The sequence below is a fragment of the Staphylococcus sp. GDY8P67P genome (genome assembly GCF_017892545.1).
Taxonomy (GTDB): Bacteria; Bacillota; Bacilli; order Staphylococcales; family Staphylococcaceae; genus Staphylococcus; species Staphylococcus ureilyticus.
This window is the reverse complement of the sequence record NZ_JAESLH010000029.1, coordinates 1-20,158: the sequence shown is the minus strand read 5'-3', so window position 1 is coordinate 20,158 and position 20,158 is coordinate 1. Positions and strand designations below refer to the sequence as shown.

The window sequence follows — 20,158 nt, the reverse complement described above, 5'->3', positions numbered from 1 at the left end:
GAGAGATACCAAATGTTTTCAAGGAAGAAAATATGATAACATAAGTGCTGAAAGTACAAAAATAGTTTGATTATGATGTTTATTCATGAGGGGGAGTGGAGACGTTAGTTATGATTAAATGTGTATGCTTAGTAGTTGAATCAGATGACAAGTTGTTATTAGTACAAGCTAGAAACAGAAATAAATATTATTTTCCAGGTGGAAAAATAGATTCAGGAGAATCCCTAAAACAAGCTTTACGAAGAGAATTACAAGAGGAATTACAGTTGGATATCTCGGAAGAAACCTTTACATATATGGGGAAAATTGTAGGAGATGCTTATCCCCAAAAAGATAAAAAGACGGAGTTAAATTGTTTTTCAACATCTTTTGAAATTGATTGGTCATCAGTAAAACCAGCACAAGAAATTACTGATATAAAGTGGATGAAAAAAGATGAAACAGAAAAAATTGCACCTGCCGTGCTTACATGGATTGAATATGCTAAAGAAGCGGGTATCTAAAATGGTGAAATTAAGACCGTATCATACATTGTTATTTTCTGATTTAGAGAAATTTACGTTGTTGGAAGAAGATCGTAAATTCACTAAAACCCCTTTGGAAAATATTGATTTGGCAAATCGAGATCAAGAACGTCACCCTACGTTAGTGTATGATGACAAAGATCGATGTGTTGGCTTTTTTACGTTACATGAAGGTGAAGGGATCAAACCTTATTCTACAAACCCAAATGCAATATTTTTTAGATCTTTTAGTGTGGATAGTCAATATCGAGGATTCGGGTACGGTAAAAAGGTTATGCAAGCATTGCCTCAATATATCAAGCGGTATTATCCGACGATCAATGAAATTTATTTAGCGGTTAATACAGATAACCATTTGGCTAGAAAACTTTATATTCAAAATCATTATGAAATCGTAGGGGAAACGTTATTAGAAAACAAACCTGTCTACATAATGAAACAAAGTTGTTGAAATTAAAAGTTGCGTCGTGAGAGCTAACAGAGTTTGTTAGACTTTGCGACGTTTTTTTACGTGAAAAACTTGATAAATGTGGTTGCGTAATAGAGTTACAAATGGAAAATAAATAAGAGTAAAAAATTGATAACTATAATTAAATTTGAAGATTTTAAACGCAGAATTAAAAATATATTATAATTATTTAAATTTAGATGAATCAATTATGTTTATTTAAATATGAAAATCTGCTATGGTTGGTTATTAAATGTTAAATATATAAATAATATAAAATAAGGATATGATTATTTTGAATGTATAAGCTGTTAAACTGAATTGCTCAAGCATGATTAGATTGAATAGACAATATGAACCGAAGATTTTTATTTGAACTTCTTGATGTGCAGTTTGGTTTATGAAAAATCATTTTTAAACCGTTAAGATTGGCTTTTGCAAGTGCTTCGCATATGAGATTGTACGTAGAGCTTAATAGATATTATGGTTGAAAGTCATTTATTAATGTTGTCTGCTGTCATAAGTTTAGATGATACTTTGTAGAAGTTTGATTTTTAAAAGTTTAGCATGACATAAATAGTAGATTATTTTATTGATTAATAATCATTGTTCTTAAGTTGAAAAGTAAACATGAGCTTTGGCACTTCACATTTGATGTGGGGTGTTTTTCTATGTGTGTCGACAGCGAGTATTGCGATAGCCAACTATTATGATGAAAAACAATGTAATAGGAGGTTATTTTATGCTTATAAAACGTAACAATGTGAGCCAAAATGTGAGTCCATTTAATATTATGTGTAAAAATTTTAATGAAGAAATAAAACCTTTTACATATCAAAGGTTCGTAGATTTTGGGGAATGTTACTATTATTTGAAAGGTACTTCATTTGATTATATTGCGACAAGCGTTATTACTAGATATGAAAATGAAGCTTACGATACATTTAGTTCTAGATTTGATCATTTTGATGAAACTGAAAAGGTATACATTGAAAAATTAGAGGTGGCACCTCCTTTTGAAAACAAAGGGATTATGACAATTATGTTTTGTGACATTATGTTAGCATTATTAACGAGAAGTTTAGCGAATGAAAACCATATAGAGATTAAATTTATCAATACTTCAGATTTAATCAAAGATGGGAAGATAGTCAATGTGTACCATAGTGTGATGCCCCAATATGAATTATCCTTAGCACAACCTAGTAGTTCGAGAATTGTATTGGAAGGTAGACGTACTAAATTTAATATTGATTTTTATCAAGATATTTATTATATATTCCCACTGCAAACAAGAGAAGAGGATATCGCATATTACACAAAGTTACGAGAACGTAAAATACGGTTATTAAATGAAAAATTGCAAGAACTTTAAATGATATCATTGCGTTGAAAAAACGCTTGGAAAGTTAAATTCACAAATAAAAGCTGAAAAATTTGTGCCATTGTAGGATGGAAAAAAGCTTTAATTATAAAAATTAGTATATATGCATTATATAATTATACAAATTTAAGAAGGAAGTGGGAGGCATTTAATGATGTCCCACTTCCTTTTCACTTTTTAATGTGACGATTGATGTGTGTGTTCTGGATGACGCTTTTTTTGATATTTAATTAAAAGTGCAGTTATCCAAGCAGTAATAGGGATGCTGATTGCAACAGCGATACCACCTAGAAGAATGGATATAAATTCTTGTGCGAAGATTTTAGAATTGATGATATGTCCAAAAGAATAGTTCAATCTAAAAAACCAAAAGAATAACGTTAATTGCCCACCAAAATAGGCTAGATAAATTGTGTTTGCAGATGTAGCTAAAATTTCACGTCCTACCCGCATACCAGATTGAAACAATGCTTTGCTTGATAAAGTTGGGTTGGTTTCGTATAGCTCATACATGGGTGAACTGATTGTTATTGCTAAATCAATCACCGCAGCTATGACGGCAAGCACTACTGTGAACACCATGAATTTCACCATATCAATGCCAATATTCATAGAAAAAATATACGTTTCATCTTGTTGCTCGGTCGTAAATCCTTGTAAATGTCCGATAGATACTGATAAATAAATGCAGACTATCAAGCATAAAGTAGTAATAATCGTCGCGCAAAATGCTGCTTTGGTTTTTGTATTGTAACTATTTAAAACGAATAAATTACATGCTGCGATAACGATACAGAATATCAGTGTTACAAGATAAATAGGTGCACCGAGCATAATGATAATAACAGTGATTAATAATATGACAAAATTTAAAAAGAGTGTTAAATAAGAGATGATTCCTTTTTTTCCTCCAAAGATTGCCATTAATAAGAAAAGTATAAAACCTAAGATTGTTATGACGCTCACTGATTAGCACCTCGCATTTTAAACCATAATTGCATTAATAAAATAGTGATTGGAATAGTTAAAACAATGCCAATACCACCAGTAATTGCCCGGGAAATTTCTAATGACCAATTCATGGAAATTGTATAAGTAACTGTATTGGCATTTTTAAGATATATCAGAAACATTGGAAGACTACCAGATAAATATGAAAATAATAAGATATTTGTCATTGTCCCCATAATATCTTGGCCAATATTACGTCCTGCGAGCGCCCAACGAGTCATGTTGATGTTAGGCGTTCTGCGTAATATTTCAGCCATGCCACTTGCTATTGTGATAGCAACATCCATGACAGCACCGAGTGTGCCAATCATAACAGAAGCGAGGAAAACGTCCTTAGGAGGCAAAGTTAAGAAACTCATAGTTTCAAACTTTAAGCCAGCACCGCCTGTTAATTCAATAACTAATTGGGTAGCACCAACACAAATAAAAGTCCCTAATAAAGTGCTTGCTATCGTAATTGACGTTCGCCATCGCCAACCAGTAACTAAGAGTAAAGTGAATATCGTGCTGAAAATGACACCGATACTCATAAGTGCAAATAAGTTTAAATTCGGGAATTTACTGTGTAAGTAGATAGCCAAGAGCACAACAATAGTATTGAAAACTAAAGACAGTATCGATTGTAAACCGATTTTTCGACCTACCAGTAAAACGGTTAATAAAAATATTCCAGTTATCATAACGACGAGGCTATCTCGTTTCTTTTCTATGATATAAGTATCACCTAGATGCTTGCCGATGTGTAACAAAACTTTGTTGTGTTTGGAGAATGCTTCACTATCAGCTTGTGATGCGATGTAATGGTGTGGTATCTTCGTCGTTTGCCCCTTGAACTTCCCGTTTAAAATTTTAAGTGTTAGGGTTTGGTTATATTTAGTATCTTTATTGTGATTATCATCCGTAATGTGTGATGTGGATTTATTTTCGATTTTTGTGATTTGACCGATTGGTGTATCGTAAAATCTGTCATTGAAAAATGTGAAAATAAATACAGCTAAAAATAAGATCATGAATATCAAGACGACCCAATCAAAAGGCCGTTTAAATAACGTTTTAAAAGGCATTGTTTTGTTTCAGTCCTCTCTATATAGACAATGCGATTATACGCTCACAACGATTTAAATTCAAAAGTTTTATGCATATGATTAATGATAAGTTGTGCTCCTACTTAATAATTTATCAATGAGTTCTAATAAAAATTGTAAATCGTGTTTTCGATTGTCTAGTCGAACAACTTGGCAAATGGTTCTTTTCAATGCAGTATGTTCTAAAGATATTTTTTCCCATTTTTGTAGATTTTTTGTTAGCAAATGATAAGAAGCTGTGACGATGTAACCACGCGATTTGCTTAGGATATATTCTGCTAGTTGATGATGTGTGATCGTTTGTATAGGTGTTTTGGTTGTTTTTACTAATGCTTGTCTGATTTTCGTTGGTAATGGATATAATTCGTAAATAGATTTATTCGAAAATTGTACTAAAGGTGGATTTGTAGCCATAGTGATGGGGTCATCTTTAGGTACATAGACATGAAATGTTTCTTCAAATAAAGGGCTTACTTTTAAAGAACGGTGTTGTTTGAGTTCATCTGACATAGCAGTAAAAGCAATATCAATTTTATCTGTGAGCAAAGCTCCAAATATATCGTCCTCTTCCATTAAAATAGGCTGAATGATAGATTTACTTTCGTTTTCAAAGGATTGCATTAATAAGGTTAATACCTGCGTTATATAGCTTTCAACGTAACCAATACGTATAATATAATGCTCTGTTTCAGATTGGTTATGAAATAAACGTACTGTGTTATCAAGTTGTTCGATAATCTTGGTTGCTTCAGAAAACAATTGTTGTCCTTCTTCGGTAATATGTATGTTACGTCCTTCTCTGTTAAACAACGTCACTTGTAACTCTTTTTCTAATAATGTAATTTGCCTGCTTATGGCAGATTGAGCAATGTTAAGTTCTAATGCAGCATCTGATAAATGTTCTCTTTTTGCAACTTCTATAAAATATTTCAATTGTTTAATTTCCATATAACCATCCCCAACATATTAATATTATTCGAATTATTAGAATAATATCATCTATTTTATATATTGAATAGATTAATGTATTACTATATAGTTTACTATACTTATTTAATATTCAGAATTTTCGAAAAAGAGGTGAGGGTTATGATCGAATATGGTAAGCAATTGGGGTTATATGATAGTCGTGAAGAGCACGATGCATGTGGTATTGGATTCTATGCCAATATGAATAATGAAAGGTCACACGATATCGTTGAAAAGTCATTGGAAATGCTACGTAGGTTAGATCATCGTGGAGGAATTGGTGCAGATGGTATAACTGGTGATGGTGCCGGTATCATGACAGAGATTCCTTTTGGGTATTTTTCTGAACAAACAGATTTTGAATTACCGGAAGAAGGTCATTATGCAGTAGGCATGTTTTTTTCAAATGAGAAGATAAAAAATTCAAAGCATGAAGCAACGTTTAATCGTTACTTTGAAAGCGAAGGATTGAATGTTATTGGTTATAGAGACGTACCAGTTGATGTCAATGCCATTGCCGAACATGTAGCTCAAACAATGCCATATATACAACAGGTATTCATCGCCTTAAATAATCAAACGCATATAGAAAAAGCATTGTTTTTAGCACGTAAGCAAATTGAATTATATGCTAAAAAACAACAAATAGATTTATATTTTACAAGTTTGTCTCATAAAACAATCGTCTATAAAGGGTGGTTGCGTTCTGATCAAATTAAGAAACTCTTTCAAGATTTAAATGATGAGCATTATATATCAAAACTTGGACTTGTACATTCCCGTTTTAGTACAAATACCTTTCCGAGTTGGAAACGTGCACACCCCAACCGATTATTAATGCATAATGGGGAGATTAATACCATTAAAGGTAACGTAAATTGGATGCGCGCAAGACAAAATGATCTCATTGAAAGTATTTTTGGTGAAAACAAACATAAAGTAGAGGAAATCATTGATGAAGACGGTAGTGACTCTGCTATTGTAGACAACGCATTAGAATTTTTATCTTTAGCAATGGAACCAGAAAGAGCAGCGATGTTAATGATACCGGAGCCTTGGCTTTATAATACGGCGAATGACAATAATGTCCGTGCTTTTTATGAATATTATAGTTACCTAATGGAACCGTGGGATGGCCCGACAATGATTTCTTTTTGTAATGGGGAGAAAATTGGTGCGCTAACAGATAGAAATGGCTTGCGTCCAGGACGTTATACAATCACTAAAGATAATTACATTGTTTTTTCGTCAGAAGTGGGTGTTGTAGATGTACCGGAAGAACAAGTTGCTTTTAAAGGCCAACTCAATCCAGGTAAATTATTATTAGTTGATTTTCAACAACAAAAAGTAGTTGATAATAATGAATTAAAAGCACGTATCGCTGATGAATTACCATATGAGAATTGGCTAAATCAATTTAAAATAGACTTAGATTTAAATCATGTAAAAGTGACACCATCGGATTGGGATGAAACAACTTTAACAAGGTTACAAAAGCAATTTGTTTATACGAAAGAAGAAATCGACAAATATATGACAGAATTAATTGAAAGTAAGAAAGATCCAATTGGTGCTATGGGGTATGATGTTCCAATTGCTGTTTTAAATGAAAAAGATGAATCGTTATTTAATTATTTTAAACAACTTTTTGCACAAGTTACCAATCCGCCAATTGATGCATATAGAGAAAAAATAGTGACAAGTGAATTGTCTTATCTAGGTTCAGAAGGTAATTTACTAAATCCTAATGAAGATGTGTTGAACAGAATTCAATTGAAAAAACCGGTGCTAACTGAGGCGCAATTAAAAACGATTGACGACAGTAGGTTTAAAGTTAAGCATTTATCTACATTGTATCAAGAAAATTTAGAATTGGCGTTAGACCATTTAGGGGAACAAGCAATTCAATCAGTAAAAGATGGCTATGAAATCATTGTCTTAGATGACCGTGTATTAGTAGAAGAGCAAGGTTATGCAATGCCAATATTGCTTGCGGTCAGTCATGTGCATCAGTTATTAATCAGAAAAGGTTTACGCATGCGCACAAGCATCATCGCACTTTCTGGTGAAACGAGAGAGGTGCATCATGTAGCGTGTTTATTAGGGTATGGGGCGAATGCAGTCGTACCATATCTAGCGCAACGTACAATAGAAAATTTAGTAGATAAAGGACGCTTAAACGGAGAGGTTACTGAAAATGTCCAAACATATACAGATACTTTGTCAGAAGGTGTCATAAAAGTAATGGCTAAAATGGGCATTTCTACCGTTCAAAGTTACCAAGGAGCACAAATTTTTGAAGCGGTAGGTTTGTCGCAAGATGTGGTTGACCAGTATTTTACAGGCACACAAACCAAGTTATCTGGTATCGATATAAACTTGATAGATAAAGAAAATAAAGCAAGACAATCATCTGAGAGCGAGTACTTGGAATCTGGCAGTACGTTTCAATGGCGTAAGCAAGGTCAACATCACGCATTTAACCCGACGACAATTCACTTACTACAACATGCGTGTCGTTTAAATGATTATGAACAGTTCAAAACATTTTCAAATGAAGTCAATCATCAACGTACAGATCATATTCGTCATTTAATGGAATTTAAAAAGCAAGACTCGATTGATATCAATGAAGTAGAAGCAACGACTGAAATCGTTAAACGTTTTAATACAGGTGCGATGAGTTATGGCTCTATTTCTGAAGAAGCACATCAAACACTTGCTGAAGCAATGAATCAAATGGGTGGTAAAAGTAATAGTGGTGAAGGTGGAGAAAACCCAGAACGATTTGTGGTGGATGATGAAGGTCGAAATCGATCTAGTGCAATCAAACAAGTTGCTTCCGGAAGATTTGGAGTGACGAGTCACTACTTACAACATGCCAAAGAAATACAAATCAAGGTAGCTCAGGGAGCTAAACCAGGGGAAGGCGGGCAGTTGCCTGGTTCTAAAGTTTATCCGTGGATTGCTGAAGTCAGAGGGTCTACGCCGGGTATTGGCTTGATTTCCCCGCCGCCACATCATGATATTTATTCAATTGAAGACTTAGCACAATTAATTCATGATTTGAAAAATGCTAATAAAAACGCAAATATTACAGTGAAGCTCGTATCTAAAACTGGTGTCGGAACAATTGCAGCAGGTGTAGCTAAAGCTTATGCAGATAAAATTGTGATTAGTGGATATGATGGTGGGACGGGTGCTTCTCCTAAAACAAGTATCCAACACGCAGGTGTCCCTTGGGAAATTGGCTTAGCAGAGACACATCAAACTCTGATGATGAATAATTTAAGGTCGAGAGTGATTGTAGAAACAGACGGCAAATTACTTACAGGTAAAGACGTGGCATATGCGTGTGCGTTGGGAGCTGAAGAATTTGGTTTTGCAACAGCACCTTTAGTCGTACTTGGCTGTGTCATGATGCGTGTATGTCATAAAGATACATGTCCAGTAGGTATTGCTACTCAAAACCAAGATTTACGCGCGTTATTTAATGGTAGAGCAGATCACGTGGTTAATTTTATGCATTTTGTTGCTGAGGAATTAAGGGAGATATTAGCCGAACTTGGATTACGCACGGTAGATGAATTGGTGGGTCGCACAGACTTATTAAAACGAAAAGATAATTTATCCCAACAAAGACCTAAAGCTGCTTCTATGAATGTAGAAGCATTATTATATCAGCACGACGGTGAAAGATATAAAAATATTGTGCAAAATCATCATCTTGATGAAGGTTTCGATTTAACGCAACTATTACCTGATGCTCAATCAGCAATTGAGCATCATAAGTCATTTACTGGCAATTATGTTGTAAAAAATGAACAACGAGACGTGGGTGTCATTACTGGCAGTATGATTACTGATATCCACGGTGCCGACGGTTTGCCTGAGGATCGTATTTATGTCAATACGGTAGGGCATGCTGGTCAAAGTTTAGGTGCCTATATACCTCAAGGATTAACAATACATCACACGGGTGATGCTAACGATTATGTAGGTAAAGGACTTTCTGGCGGTAAAGTGATTGTTAAGGCACCGACGCAACAACGAGAATCAGAAATTATAATTGGCAATGTTTGTTTCTATGGTGCATCATATGGCAAAGCTTTTATTAATGGTAAAGCTGGTGAACGATTCTGTATTAGAAATAGTGGTGTACAAGTAGTTGTTGAAGGTATTGGTGATCATGGTCTTGAATATATGACAGGTGGACGTGTCATTGTGCTTGGAGATGTCGGGAAGAATTTTGGTCAAGGTATGAGTGGGGGCGTCGCTTATATCTTCCCATCTGATGTTGAAAAATTTAAAGAAGCGCATCAATTAGACAGTTTAGACTTCGACGAAATCACTGTTGAAGCAGAAAAAAATGTTGTAAAAGAAATGTTAGAAGACCATTTACTTTATACAAATAGCGCTAAAGCTAAAAATATATTAAACCATTTTGAATCTGTAGTTGATCAAGTAGTAAAAGTCATTCCAAAAGATTATAAATTAATGATGCAAAAAATTGAATTGCAAAAGCGCGAATCTAACCAGCAAGATGAAGCGTTATTGAATGCTTTTAATGACAAGAGAACACATTTAGAACCAGCACAACAATTAACGGCTGTGTATTAAATTGAAGGGGGACTGAGTATGGGGGAATTTAAAGGATTTATGAGTTATGACAAACAACCCTTGCCTGAATTGTCTTTAGTAGAACGTTTGAAAGGACACGCACCCTTTCAGCAGAGGTTTACCAAAGAAGAAGCATCAGAACAAGGTGCGAGATGCATGGATTGTGGTACACCATTTTGTCAGACAGGTGAGCCACATGGTAGAGAAACAATTGGTTGTCCTATTGGAAATTACATTCCTGAATGGAATGATTTAGTGTACCAAAAAGACTTCAAGACAGCATATGAACGGTTGAACGAGACAAATAACTTCCCAGAATTTACTGGACGCGTATGTCCGGCACCATGTGAACAATCGTGCGTAATGAAGATAAATAGAGCATCTGTTGCGATAAAAGGGATTGAACGTACCGTTATAGATGAAGCTTTTGAAAATGGTTGGGTCGAACCTACGATACCAAGTGAGCGCAAAGCAGCATCAGTAGCGATAGTAGGAAGCGGTCCGGCTGGCTTAACAGCTGCAGATGAATTGAATAAATTAGGTTATTGGGTAACTGTATATGAACGTGCGCGTGAAGCAGGCGGGTTGTTAATGTACGGGATCCCCAATATGAAACTAGATAAAGCGGTCGTGCGACGTAGAATTAAATTAATGGAACAATCTGGTATCACCTTTATCACTGATACGGAAATAGGGGTAGACATCAGCAAAGAAAGTTTAGAGGAACAATTTGATGCCATTATTATTTGTACAGGCTCACAAAATGCTCGCGATTTACCATTAGAAGGCCGAATGGGCATGGGTATTCACTTTGCTATGGATTACTTAACAGAACAAGGCGAATATTTAAATGGTGAAATTGAAACGCCGTCCATTTCCGCAGAAGGAAAAAATGTGATTGTCATTGGTGCAGGTGACACAGGTGCAGATTGTGTGGCAACTGCATTGAGAGAAAATTGTAAATCTATCGTTCAATTTAACAAATACACGAAGCAACCAGAAGCCATTGAATTTGATGAAAATACGTATTGGCCGTTGGCAATGCCTGTGTTTAAAATGGATTATGCGCATAACGAATATGAAGCGCGTTTTGGTTTTGAACCACGAGCATATGGTGTGCAAACGATGCGTTACGAAGTGGATCGTATTGGTAATGTAACAGGCGTTTATACACAAATACTTGAAGAAACAGAGGATGGTATGGTGGTTGTCGATGGTACAGAACGTCATTGGCCAGCTGATTTGGTACTGTTATCCATTGGATTTATTGGTACAGAAACTACTGTGCCACATGCTTTTGATATACAAACTGAAAGAAATAAAATTGTCGCAGATAATAAAGATTTTAAAACGAATCAATCAAATATTTTCGCGGCAGGTGATGCAAGAAGAGGTCAAAGTCTTGTTGTTTGGGCTATTCAAGAAGGAAGAGCAGTCGCTCGTGCAGTGGATGAATTCCTAAATGAAAAAACATTGGTGTAATACTTTAATTATAATTGACTTTTTTAATGGGCTATAATATTATAATTATTGTGTTCATTTGGAGGAATACCCAAGTCCGGCTGAAGGGATCGGTCTTGAAAACCGACAGGGGCTTAACGGCCCGCGGGGGTTCGAATCCCTCTTCCTCCGCCATTATTATTAAATACCAAGACTAATAAATATAGTAGGCAAACGTTTATTTAATATAAAGTGTTTGTCTTTTTTGTTTTTAAAGTCAATGATGAAAAAAATAGACGAATAGTGAATATCGTCTTACTATTGCTTGTGTCACAGGTTATTAAACATAATGCAATGATTACATCAAATGCAAAACAATATATTTTTTGAAATAGGTCTATACGGAAATTAAAAATTAATTTCCGTATAGACCTTTTTTGTGAGTTGAGTGAAAGCCTTTGCAAAACTTGTCTATACAAGTTATACTCTGGATAATATTAAAGTTTAAGGGAGGGAATCATCATGGCTGTTAAAAAGAAAGATGTTCAAGATATCGTCAAGGCTATTGGGGGCAAAGAAAACTTGGACACAGCAACACACTGTGTGACGCGTTTGCGACTTGTTTTGAAAGATGATGATAAGGTAGATAAAGAGAGTCTGAGTAACAATGATTTGGTTAAAGGACAATTCAAAGCTGACAATCAATATCAAATTGTAATTGGACCAGGTACTGTTGATGAAGTTTATAAACAATTTATTGAAGAAACTGGGGCAGAAAGTGCCTCTAAAGATGATGCTAAAGCAGCGGCAGCTCAAAAAGGCAATCCTATACAAAGATTGGTTAAGTTATTGGGAGATATCTTTATTCCGATTTTACCAGCTATCGTAACTGCTGGTTTATTATTAGGGATTTATAATGTATTAACGATGGAAGACTTGTTTGGGAAGCAGGCATTGGTGGCACAATATCCACAGCTAGGGGACTTTGCAGATATCATTAATGTTATCGCGAATACTGCCTTCATATTCTTACCGGCTTTAATTGGTTGGAGTAGTATGCGTGTGTTTGGGGGGGGTCAAATACTCGGTTTGGTATTAGGTCTGATTTTAATGAATCCGCAACTCGCTTCACAATATGACATAGGTAAAGGTAACATTCCGGCGTGGCATATCTTTGGTTTAGAAATTAAACAACTGAATTATCAAGGTCAGGTCTTACCAATTTTATTAGCATCTTATGTATTAGCGCAAATTGAAAAATTCTTAAGTAAATATGTGCATGATTCAATCAAGATGTTAGTTGTTGGTCCCGTCGCCTTATTAATCACTGGTTTCTTAGCCTTTATCGTTATAGGACCAATTGCTTTATGGCTAGGAACAGGGATTACAAACGGTGTGACATTTGTGTTTGAACATATAGGCTGGTTAGGTGGCGCAATTTATGGATTCTTCTACGCACCTCTAGTGATTACAGGTTTACACCATATGTTCTTAGCGGTTGATTTCCAACTGATGGGAAGCAGTCTTAAAGGAACATATTTGTGGCCGATCTTAGCGATTTCAAATATTTGTCAAGGTTCGGCTGCATTCGGTGCATGGTTCGTCTATAAAAGACGTAAAATGGCAAAAGAACAAGGCTTGGCAATGACTTCTGGCGTATCAGGTTTCTTAGGTGTTACTGAACCAGCGTTGTTTGGTGTGAACTTACCGTTGAAATATCCTTTTGTTGCAGCGATTTTAACTTCAGGTGTGATAGGTGCTATCATAGGTGCAATCGGTGTCTTAGGTAATGTTGGCGTTGGTGGTGTACCAGCTATCATTTCTATTAAAAAAGATTTTTGGCTCATTTATGGCATAGGTACTGTTCTGGCAATGGTAGTACCAGCAATATTAACTGTGATCTTCTCGAAATTTAGTAAAGAAGAAGCGAAAGAAATAGTAGAAGAATAGTTAATGCAAATAGATAAGTACAACTAAACTCGCTAAGTTTGTTTAGCGAGTTTCTTAATTTAAAATACAAAGATAAGGTGGTAATCAAATGGTAGTCAATGATTGGAGAAAATCGGTAGTTTATCAAATTTATCCCAAATCATTTAATGATACGACAGGTAATGGTGAGGGAGATTTAAACGGCATAATTGAAAAGTTAGATTATCTACAATATCTGGGTGTGGATTATATTTGGTTAACGCCTATTTATGAATCACCTATGAATGATAATGGTTATGATATTAGTGATTATTATAAAGTGAACGAACAATTTGGCACGATTGAAGACTTAAAAAGGTTGATTGCTGAAGCGCATCGACGCGATTTAAAAATAATGATGGATATCGTCATTAACCATACTTCTACAGAACATGAATGGTTTAAACAAGCATATTCAGATAAAAGTAACCCGTACAGAGACTACTATTTCTTTAAGCGGTCAGCGGATAATCAACCACCAACTAATTGGGAATCGAAGTTTGGTGGTAATGCTTGGAAATACGATGACAAAACGGATGAATATTACCTACATTTATTCGATGTAACACAAGCAGATTTAAATTGGGATAATCCAGAAGTACGTCGGGAACTCTATAAAGTAATTAATTATTGGATTGACTTTGGCGTAGACGGCTTTAGATTCGATGTCATTAACTTAATCTCAAAAGGTGAATTTAAAAATTCAGAAAAGGTAGGAAAGGAATTTTACACTGATGGGCCACGTGTGCATGAATATTTACATGAAATGAATCAGCAGACATTTGGTAGTAAAGATATGATGACGGTGGGTGAGATGTCTTCAACAACGATTGAAAATTGTATCCAGTATACGGATCCTGCACGTCAAGAGCTAAGTAGTGTGTTTAATTTCCATCATTTAAAAGTAGACTATATTGATGGCGAAAAATGGACAAACGCTAAATTAGATTTTCATAAATTAAAAGAAATATTAATGGAATGGCAAATAGGTATTTATAACGGTGGCGGATGGAATGCCATTTTTTGGTGTAATCATGATCAACCACGTGTGGTAACGCGGTTCGGTGATGATTCGACTGAAGCCTTACGTCAAAGTAGTGCTAAAATGTTAGCCATCGTCTTGCACATGCTCCAAGGCACGCCGTATATTTATCAAGGTGAAGAAATTGGCATGACAGATCCTCATTTTAATGATATTGACCAGTATAGAGATATAGAATCTTTAAATGCATATCATAAGTTAAAAGGTGAAGGTTATCCAGAAGCAGAGATTCTAACGATTTTAGGACAAAAATCTCGTGATAATTCTCGTACACCTGTACAGTGGACAAATGGTGAAAATGCAGGTTTTACTTCCGGTACACCTTGGATTGATATTCCTGATAATTATAAGGAAATTAACGTTGAAGCAGCTATAGAAGACGACCAATCTATTTTACAAACATATAGAAAATTAATAAAGCTACGTCACGAATATGATATTATAACTTATGGAAATATTGAGCCACTTTACATGGATCACGATGAATTGTTTATTTATAAACGTCATCATGAAGATGAAACATGGTTGGTGATTGCTAACTTTTCAAAAGCAAAAGTTGAACTACCAAAAGCGTTAAACGTTGATGGGCAAGTCATGTTACAAAATGGGTCGATTGAGAATGGCTTAATAGATGGATTTGGTGCCATAGTAGTTAGACAATAATTTAAAGTAAAAGGCAGTGAGTGAAATCACATGAAACAGAAAAAATTTATTTCGATTTATGAAAATTTACGCACAGATATCATCGAATCAAAGTTACCCTATGGCGCTCAATTGCCCTCAGAAAATGAATTGGTATTCGACTATAATGCTTCTCGCGAAACTGTGCGCAAAGCGCTTAATCTACTTGTTAGAGATGGCATGATTCAGAAAATAAAAGGTAAAGGTTCAGTTGTCATCTATCAAGGTATTACAGAATTCCCATTTGCGAATTTAACCAGTTTCAGGGAAGTTCAACAAGGGTTAGGTCTGAGTCACGAGACTGAAGTTAGATTATTAGAACGCATACCTGCTAGTGAAGCGCCAGAAGTAAAAAGCGCTTTGGGCTTGCGTCAGAGTGAGACATTGTGGCATATTATTCGAACGCGAAAGATTGATCATCGTGTGAAAATTATCGATGAAGATTATTTAGTAGAAAAAATCGTTCCTAATATAACGATGCATATTGCTAAAGATTCGTTGTACCATTATATAGAACAAACATTGAAACTAGAAATTAGTTACTCTAATAAATCTATCACTTTTGAATCATTTGGTGATTTAGAATATGAAATATTTGGAGATGTAACGCCGTCGTATACTGCTACGGTCCGAGGAATCGTCCATTTAAAGGATACGACAAAATTTCAATATAATATTTCCAAACATTTAGCTACAGAATTTAAGTTTAACGATTTTTCGAGACGTCATAAAATTTAATGAAATAAGTTATAAAATAATGAATTGTATGACTTGCAATCAGTCATTACCTTATAGTATGATATATCTTGCCGTGCTAGGTGGGGAGGTAGCGGTTCCCTGTACTCGAAATCCGCTTTATGCGAGACTTAATTCCTTCGCTGAGGCTACGTTTTTGTGAAGTCTGCCCAAAGCACGTAGTGTTTGAAGATTTCGGTCCTATGCAATATGAACCCATGAACCATGTCAGGTCCTGACGGAAGCAGCATTAAGTGGATCATCGTATGTGCCGTAGGGTTGCCGAGATTTAGCTGTCGACTTTGGTTACGTTTATGATACGTATTCGAAGCGAAGGTGCACGGTTTTAATTTTTAAATAAATACAATTAACCATATATTATGAGTGACTTATCTTTTGATAGCAGTCACTCTTTTTTTATATTAAAATAAGAGCGATACATTAATTTAATTGATCGAACTGCAACGATATCATTCTGATTGTAACTGCTGAAAATTGAATTTAGTGAATTTGGAGGAACGACATATGCAAATTTATTTAAGTACATTAACTGAAAATGACTATGACGCAAGTTTAGAGGAAATAAAAACCGCTTTTGAAAACGTCGTAGAGTCCAACCATGATGAACAAGATTTAGTTTTGAAAATTAGAGCGTCGACAGAATATAATTACGAATTGGAAGTTGTTGCTAAGACAGATGAAGGTGATGTCGTTGGTCATGTGATGCTTTCGGAAATAGAGATAATTAACGATGAAACACGCTTTACCGCCTTAGCGTTAGCCCCTTTATCCGTATTGCCGAAATACAGAGGTAAAGGTATAGGTAAAGCCCTTGTCCAAGCAGTGGAGGAACGTGCAAAAGCGCAAGATTATACGACAATCATTGTACTTGGAGATCCTGGATATTATGGTATGTTAGGTTATGAAGAGGCGAGCCGTTATCAAATTTATAGTCCGTTTGATGTGCCATCGAAATACTTTATGGTTAAATTCTTGTGGGAACAACTTGTTGAGCAACCAAATGGTAATGTAGTTTATCCAGAGGCATTTAATTAATATTCAAAATATAAAGCACAGTGATATAATAGTTGTTGAATGTTATTGGAGGTGCAAAGGTGAATTATCAAGCTTTATATAGAATGTTCAGGCCCCAAAGTTTTGAAGATGTAGTTGGCCAAGAACATGTAACTAAAACATTGCGCAACGCAATTTCAAAAGGAAAACAATCACATGCGTATATTTTTAGCGGACCTAGAGGAACAGGTAAAACAAGTATCGCAAAAGTATTCGCGAAAGCTATCAACTGTCTAGAACGTTCTGATGGAGAACCTTGTAATGAATGCGCTATTTGTACAGGTATTACGCGCGGAACGAATTCAGATGTGATTGAAATAGATGCTGCTAGTAATAATGGTGTGGATGAAATTAGAAATATCAGAGATAAAGTTAAATACGCACCAAGTGAATCAAAATTCAAAGTATACATTATAGATGAAGTTCATATGTTAACAACAGGCGCTTTCAATGCGTTGTTGAAAACTTTAGAAGAACCACCAGCCCATGCAATCTTTATTTTGGCGACTACCGAACCACATAAAATACCTCCGACAATTATTTCAAGAGCGCAAAGATTTGATTTTAAAGCAATTAGCCATGATGAAATTGTAGAACGTTTGCAATTCGTAGCAGACAATCAAGAGATAGAATATGATCATGGAGCCTTAGATTTTATCGCTAAAGCTTCTGAAGGCGGTATGCGAGACGCGCTAAGCATTATGGACCAAGCAATCGCTTTTGGCGATGAACACCTTACATTACAAGACGCGTTGAATGTAACTGGTAGTGTAGATGCTCAAGCGTTGAATGATTTACTGAAAGAGGTAGTTGAAGGAGATGTAAAAACTGCATTTTCAACTTACCATCAATTTATTGCACAAGGTAAAGAAGTAAATCGCTTGATTAACGATATGATTTATTTTGTAAGAGATACCATTATGAATAAGACATCTAATATGGACTCTGAATATGATGCACTGATGCATTTTGACTTGGATACTTTATATAAAATGATTGACGTGATTAATGATACGCTTGTTTCAATCAGATTTAGTGTCAATCAAAGCGTTCATTTTGAAGTATTATTAGTTAAAATAGCAGAAATGATTAAAGGAGAACCTGAAAATGTGCAAACTGTTGCTACAACGAGTGTAGCCAGTGAGCCTAATAATGAAGTATTGTTACAGCGAATGGAACAATTAGAAAATGAATTAAAAACTTTAAAATCACAGGGCGTCGTAGCTAACAGTGCCAAACCACAAGCTAAAAAAACAGCTAGTAAAGGTCCACAATCGAAAAATGCATTTTCAATGCAACAAATAGCCAAAGTGTTAGACAAAGCTAACAAAGAAGATATTAAGCAACTTAAAGACCACTGGCAAGAAGTTATAGATCACGCTAAGAGTAATGATATGAAGTCATTAGTAAGTCTTCTTCAAAATTCAGAACCAGTGGCAGCAAGTGAAACCCATGTACTGATTAAATTCGAAGAAGAAATACATTGTGAGATTGTAAATAAAGATGATGAAAAAAGAGAGAATATTGAGAACGTAGTATGTAACATTATAGATAAAACAGTGAAAGTAGTCGGTGTCCCAGCAGACCAGTGGATGAGGGTAAGGACAGAATATCTTCAAAATCGTAAACAAGGTACAAGTGCCGAGGAAAACAGAACAGCGACAACAACGTCACCTGAAGATGTTGATGTCGTTCAAAAGGCGAAGGACTTATTTGGAGAAAATACAGTAAATGTCATAGATGAAGAGTGATACATGACAATGAATTAAAAGGCATGTATAATGAGACAAAAGATGAAATACAATCAGTTGAGATTGAAGTTTTTAAGGAGGATAAATATATGCGCGGTGGCGGAAATATGCAACAAATGATGAAACAAATGCAGAAAATGCAAAAGAAAATGAATGAAGAGCAAGAAAAATTAAAAGAAGAAAAAGTACGAGGTACGGCTGGCGGTGGCATGGTGACTGTCACAGTATCAGGTCACAAAGAAGTTCTCGATGTAGAAATTAAAGAAGAAGCAGTTGATCCAGATGACATTGAAATGTTACAAGATTTAGTTATTGCTGCTACTAATGAAGCGATGAATAAAGCTGATGAACTTACTCAAGAACGCTTAGGTAAGCATACACAAGGCTTAAATATTCCTGGAATGTGATTGTATGCACTATCCAGAACCAATATCCAAACTTATCGACAGTTTCATGAAACTGCCAGGCATTGGGCCTAAAACAGCCCAACGTCTGGCGTTTCATGTATTAGATATGAAAGAAGACGATGTCGTTCAATTTGCTAAAGCTTTAGTCGATGTTAAACGAGAACTTACCTATTGTAGTGAATGCGGGCATATTACTGAGCAAGATCCATGTTATATTTGCCAGGATAAACAGAGAGATCGCTCAATTATTTGTGTAGTTGAGGACGATAAAGATGTAATCGCTATGGAAAAAATGCGTGAATATAAAGGTTTGTACCATGTGTTACATGGTTCTATTTCTCCGATGGATGGCATAGGACCGGAAGATATTAATATTCCAAGTCTGATTAATCGTTTGAAAAATGACGAAGTAAAAGAGTTAATCTTAGCGATGAACCCCAATTTGGAAGGTGAGTCAACAGCAATGTATATATCAAGACTGGTCAAACCAATTGGTCTAACAGTAACTCGATTAGCGCAAGGACTTTCTGTCGGCGGAGATTTAGAATACGCGGATGAAGTAACCTTATCAAAAGCGATTATGGGCAGAACAGAGATGTAGTAAATGCTCAATTGTAAATTCAAATGAAACCGAAGCTACCTTTTTTTAAGGTAGCTTTAATTTTTCGAAAAGAATTTTAATAAATAGTAAAGTTTGTTTTATAGAGGTTTATCAGCTGTTTTTCGATAACAAACCTCATGATGAAGTGATAAAAACGAACTTTATGTATTTTTTGAGATTTTAAAGTATGTGAATTGAAGAAGTTATACTTTTGGTTTTACATAAAAGTGTAAATTTTACTGTTGTTCAAAGCGTTTTAAGCGTGTATAGTATTTACTTGTCGGACGAAACAAAACGACACACAAAACAATATTTCAAAACAAGCTTTAAAATTAATTTTAAAAAGTTCTTGACTTTCAAAGCTAAAACCTGTAGAATTAATTCTTGTGATTGAAACAAATGAACATTGAAAACTGAA

15 protein-coding genes, 1 tRNA gene and 1 other RNA gene are annotated in these 20,158 nt (G+C 35.1%); 14 read left to right on the top strand and 3 right to left on the bottom strand.

What is annotated here, in order from left to right; translation table 11 throughout:
- The first annotated feature begins 110 nt into the window (after positions 1-110).
- From KA833_RS10735 to KA833_RS10725, 3 genes are all read left to right on the top strand, one after another.
- Entirely contained in the window at positions 111-503 is a 393-nt protein-coding gene (locus tag KA833_RS10735) for an NUDIX hydrolase (protein WP_070657465.1), read from the top strand.
- Position 504: 1 nt separating this feature from the next.
- Entirely contained in the window at positions 505-975 is a 471-nt protein-coding gene (locus tag KA833_RS10730; protein ID WP_107520760.1) for a GNAT family N-acetyltransferase, read from the top strand.
- Between the two features lie 739 nt (positions 976-1,714).
- On the top strand, positions 1,715-2,347 hold the full coding sequence (locus tag KA833_RS10725; protein WP_210128380.1) for a hypothetical protein: 633 nt from the start codon (positions 1,715-1,717) through the stop codon (positions 2,345-2,347).
- Positions 2,348-2,533: 186 nt separating this feature from the next.
- On the opposite strand, the gene KA833_RS10720 is transcribed toward KA833_RS10725, so the two are convergent.
- From KA833_RS10720 to gltC, 3 genes are all read right to left on the bottom strand, one after another.
- Complete coding sequence (locus tag KA833_RS10720; protein WP_064209965.1) at positions 2,534-3,322, bottom strand: YibE/F family protein; 789 nt, start codon at positions 3,320-3,322, stop codon at positions 2,534-2,536.
- Entirely contained in the window at positions 3,319-4,431 is a 1,113-nt protein-coding gene (locus KA833_RS10715) for a YibE/F family protein (RefSeq protein WP_046206995.1), read from the bottom strand. The genes KA833_RS10720 and KA833_RS10715 overlap by 4 nt, the downstream gene beginning before the upstream one ends.
- Positions 4,432-4,512: 81 nt before the next feature.
- The gene (gltC, locus tag KA833_RS10710; RefSeq protein ID WP_210128381.1) at positions 4,513-5,400 is read right to left on the bottom strand and encodes a glutamate biosynthesis transcriptional regulator GltC; all 888 of its coding nucleotides are present in this window, start codon (positions 5,398-5,400) and stop codon (positions 4,513-4,515) included.
- A gap of 141 nt (positions 5,401-5,541) precedes the next feature.
- Between gltC and gltB the strand changes: the two genes are divergently transcribed.
- The 11 genes from gltB (at position 5,542) to recR (ending at position 19,740) form a co-directional block, all read left to right on the top strand.
- On the top strand, positions 5,542-10,041 hold the full coding sequence (gltB, locus tag KA833_RS10705) for a glutamate synthase large subunit (protein WP_210128382.1): 4,500 nt from the start codon (positions 5,542-5,544) through the stop codon (positions 10,039-10,041).
- A gap of 18 nt (positions 10,042-10,059) precedes the next feature.
- Positions 10,060-11,523 carry a glutamate synthase subunit beta gene (locus tag KA833_RS10700; protein WP_064209968.1) on the top strand — a complete coding sequence of 488 codons (1,464 nt, stop codon included), beginning with the start codon at positions 10,060-10,062 and terminating at the stop codon, positions 11,521-11,523.
- A 60-nt stretch (positions 11,524-11,583) separates the two neighbouring features.
- Positions 11,584-11,676, top strand: a tRNA-Ser gene (locus tag KA833_RS10695).
- Positions 11,677-12,003: 327 nt separating this feature from the next.
- Positions 12,004-13,431, top strand: coding sequence for a PTS system trehalose-specific EIIBC component (gene treP, locus KA833_RS10690; RefSeq protein WP_210128383.1), 1,428 nt, complete (start codon positions 12,004-12,006; stop codon positions 13,429-13,431).
- A gap of 88 nt (positions 13,432-13,519) precedes the next feature.
- Positions 13,520-15,154 (top strand): alpha,alpha-phosphotrehalase, encoded by a 1,635-nt coding sequence (gene treC / locus KA833_RS10685; protein ID WP_210128384.1) that lies wholly within the window; start codon positions 13,520-13,522, stop codon positions 15,152-15,154.
- Between the two features lie 30 nt (positions 15,155-15,184).
- Complete coding sequence (treR, locus tag KA833_RS10680; protein WP_064209971.1) at positions 15,185-15,910, top strand: trehalose operon repressor; 726 nt, start codon at positions 15,185-15,187, stop codon at positions 15,908-15,910.
- A 71-nt stretch (positions 15,911-15,981) separates the two neighbouring features.
- An RNA gene (ffs, locus tag KA833_RS10675) (signal recognition particle sRNA large type) lies at positions 15,982-16,251 on the top strand.
- A gap of 181 nt (positions 16,252-16,432) precedes the next feature.
- The gene (locus KA833_RS10670; RefSeq protein ID WP_046206988.1) at positions 16,433-16,963 is read left to right on the top strand and encodes a GNAT family N-acetyltransferase; all 531 of its coding nucleotides are present in this window, start codon (positions 16,433-16,435) and stop codon (positions 16,961-16,963) included.
- 59 nt (positions 16,964-17,022) lie between these two features.
- Complete coding sequence (gene dnaX / locus KA833_RS10665) at positions 17,023-18,732, top strand: DNA polymerase III subunit gamma/tau (RefSeq protein WP_046206987.1); 1,710 nt, start codon at positions 17,023-17,025, stop codon at positions 18,730-18,732.
- 89 nt (positions 18,733-18,821) lie between these two features.
- A complete protein-coding gene (locus tag KA833_RS10660; protein WP_210128390.1) occupies positions 18,822-19,139 on the top strand; it encodes a YbaB/EbfC family nucleoid-associated protein in 318 nt (105 codons plus the stop codon).
- A gap of 4 nt (positions 19,140-19,143) precedes the next feature.
- Entirely contained in the window at positions 19,144-19,740 is a 597-nt protein-coding gene (recR, locus tag KA833_RS10655) for a recombination mediator RecR (protein WP_046206986.1), read from the top strand.
- The last annotated feature ends 418 nt before the right edge of the window (positions 19,741-20,158 follow it).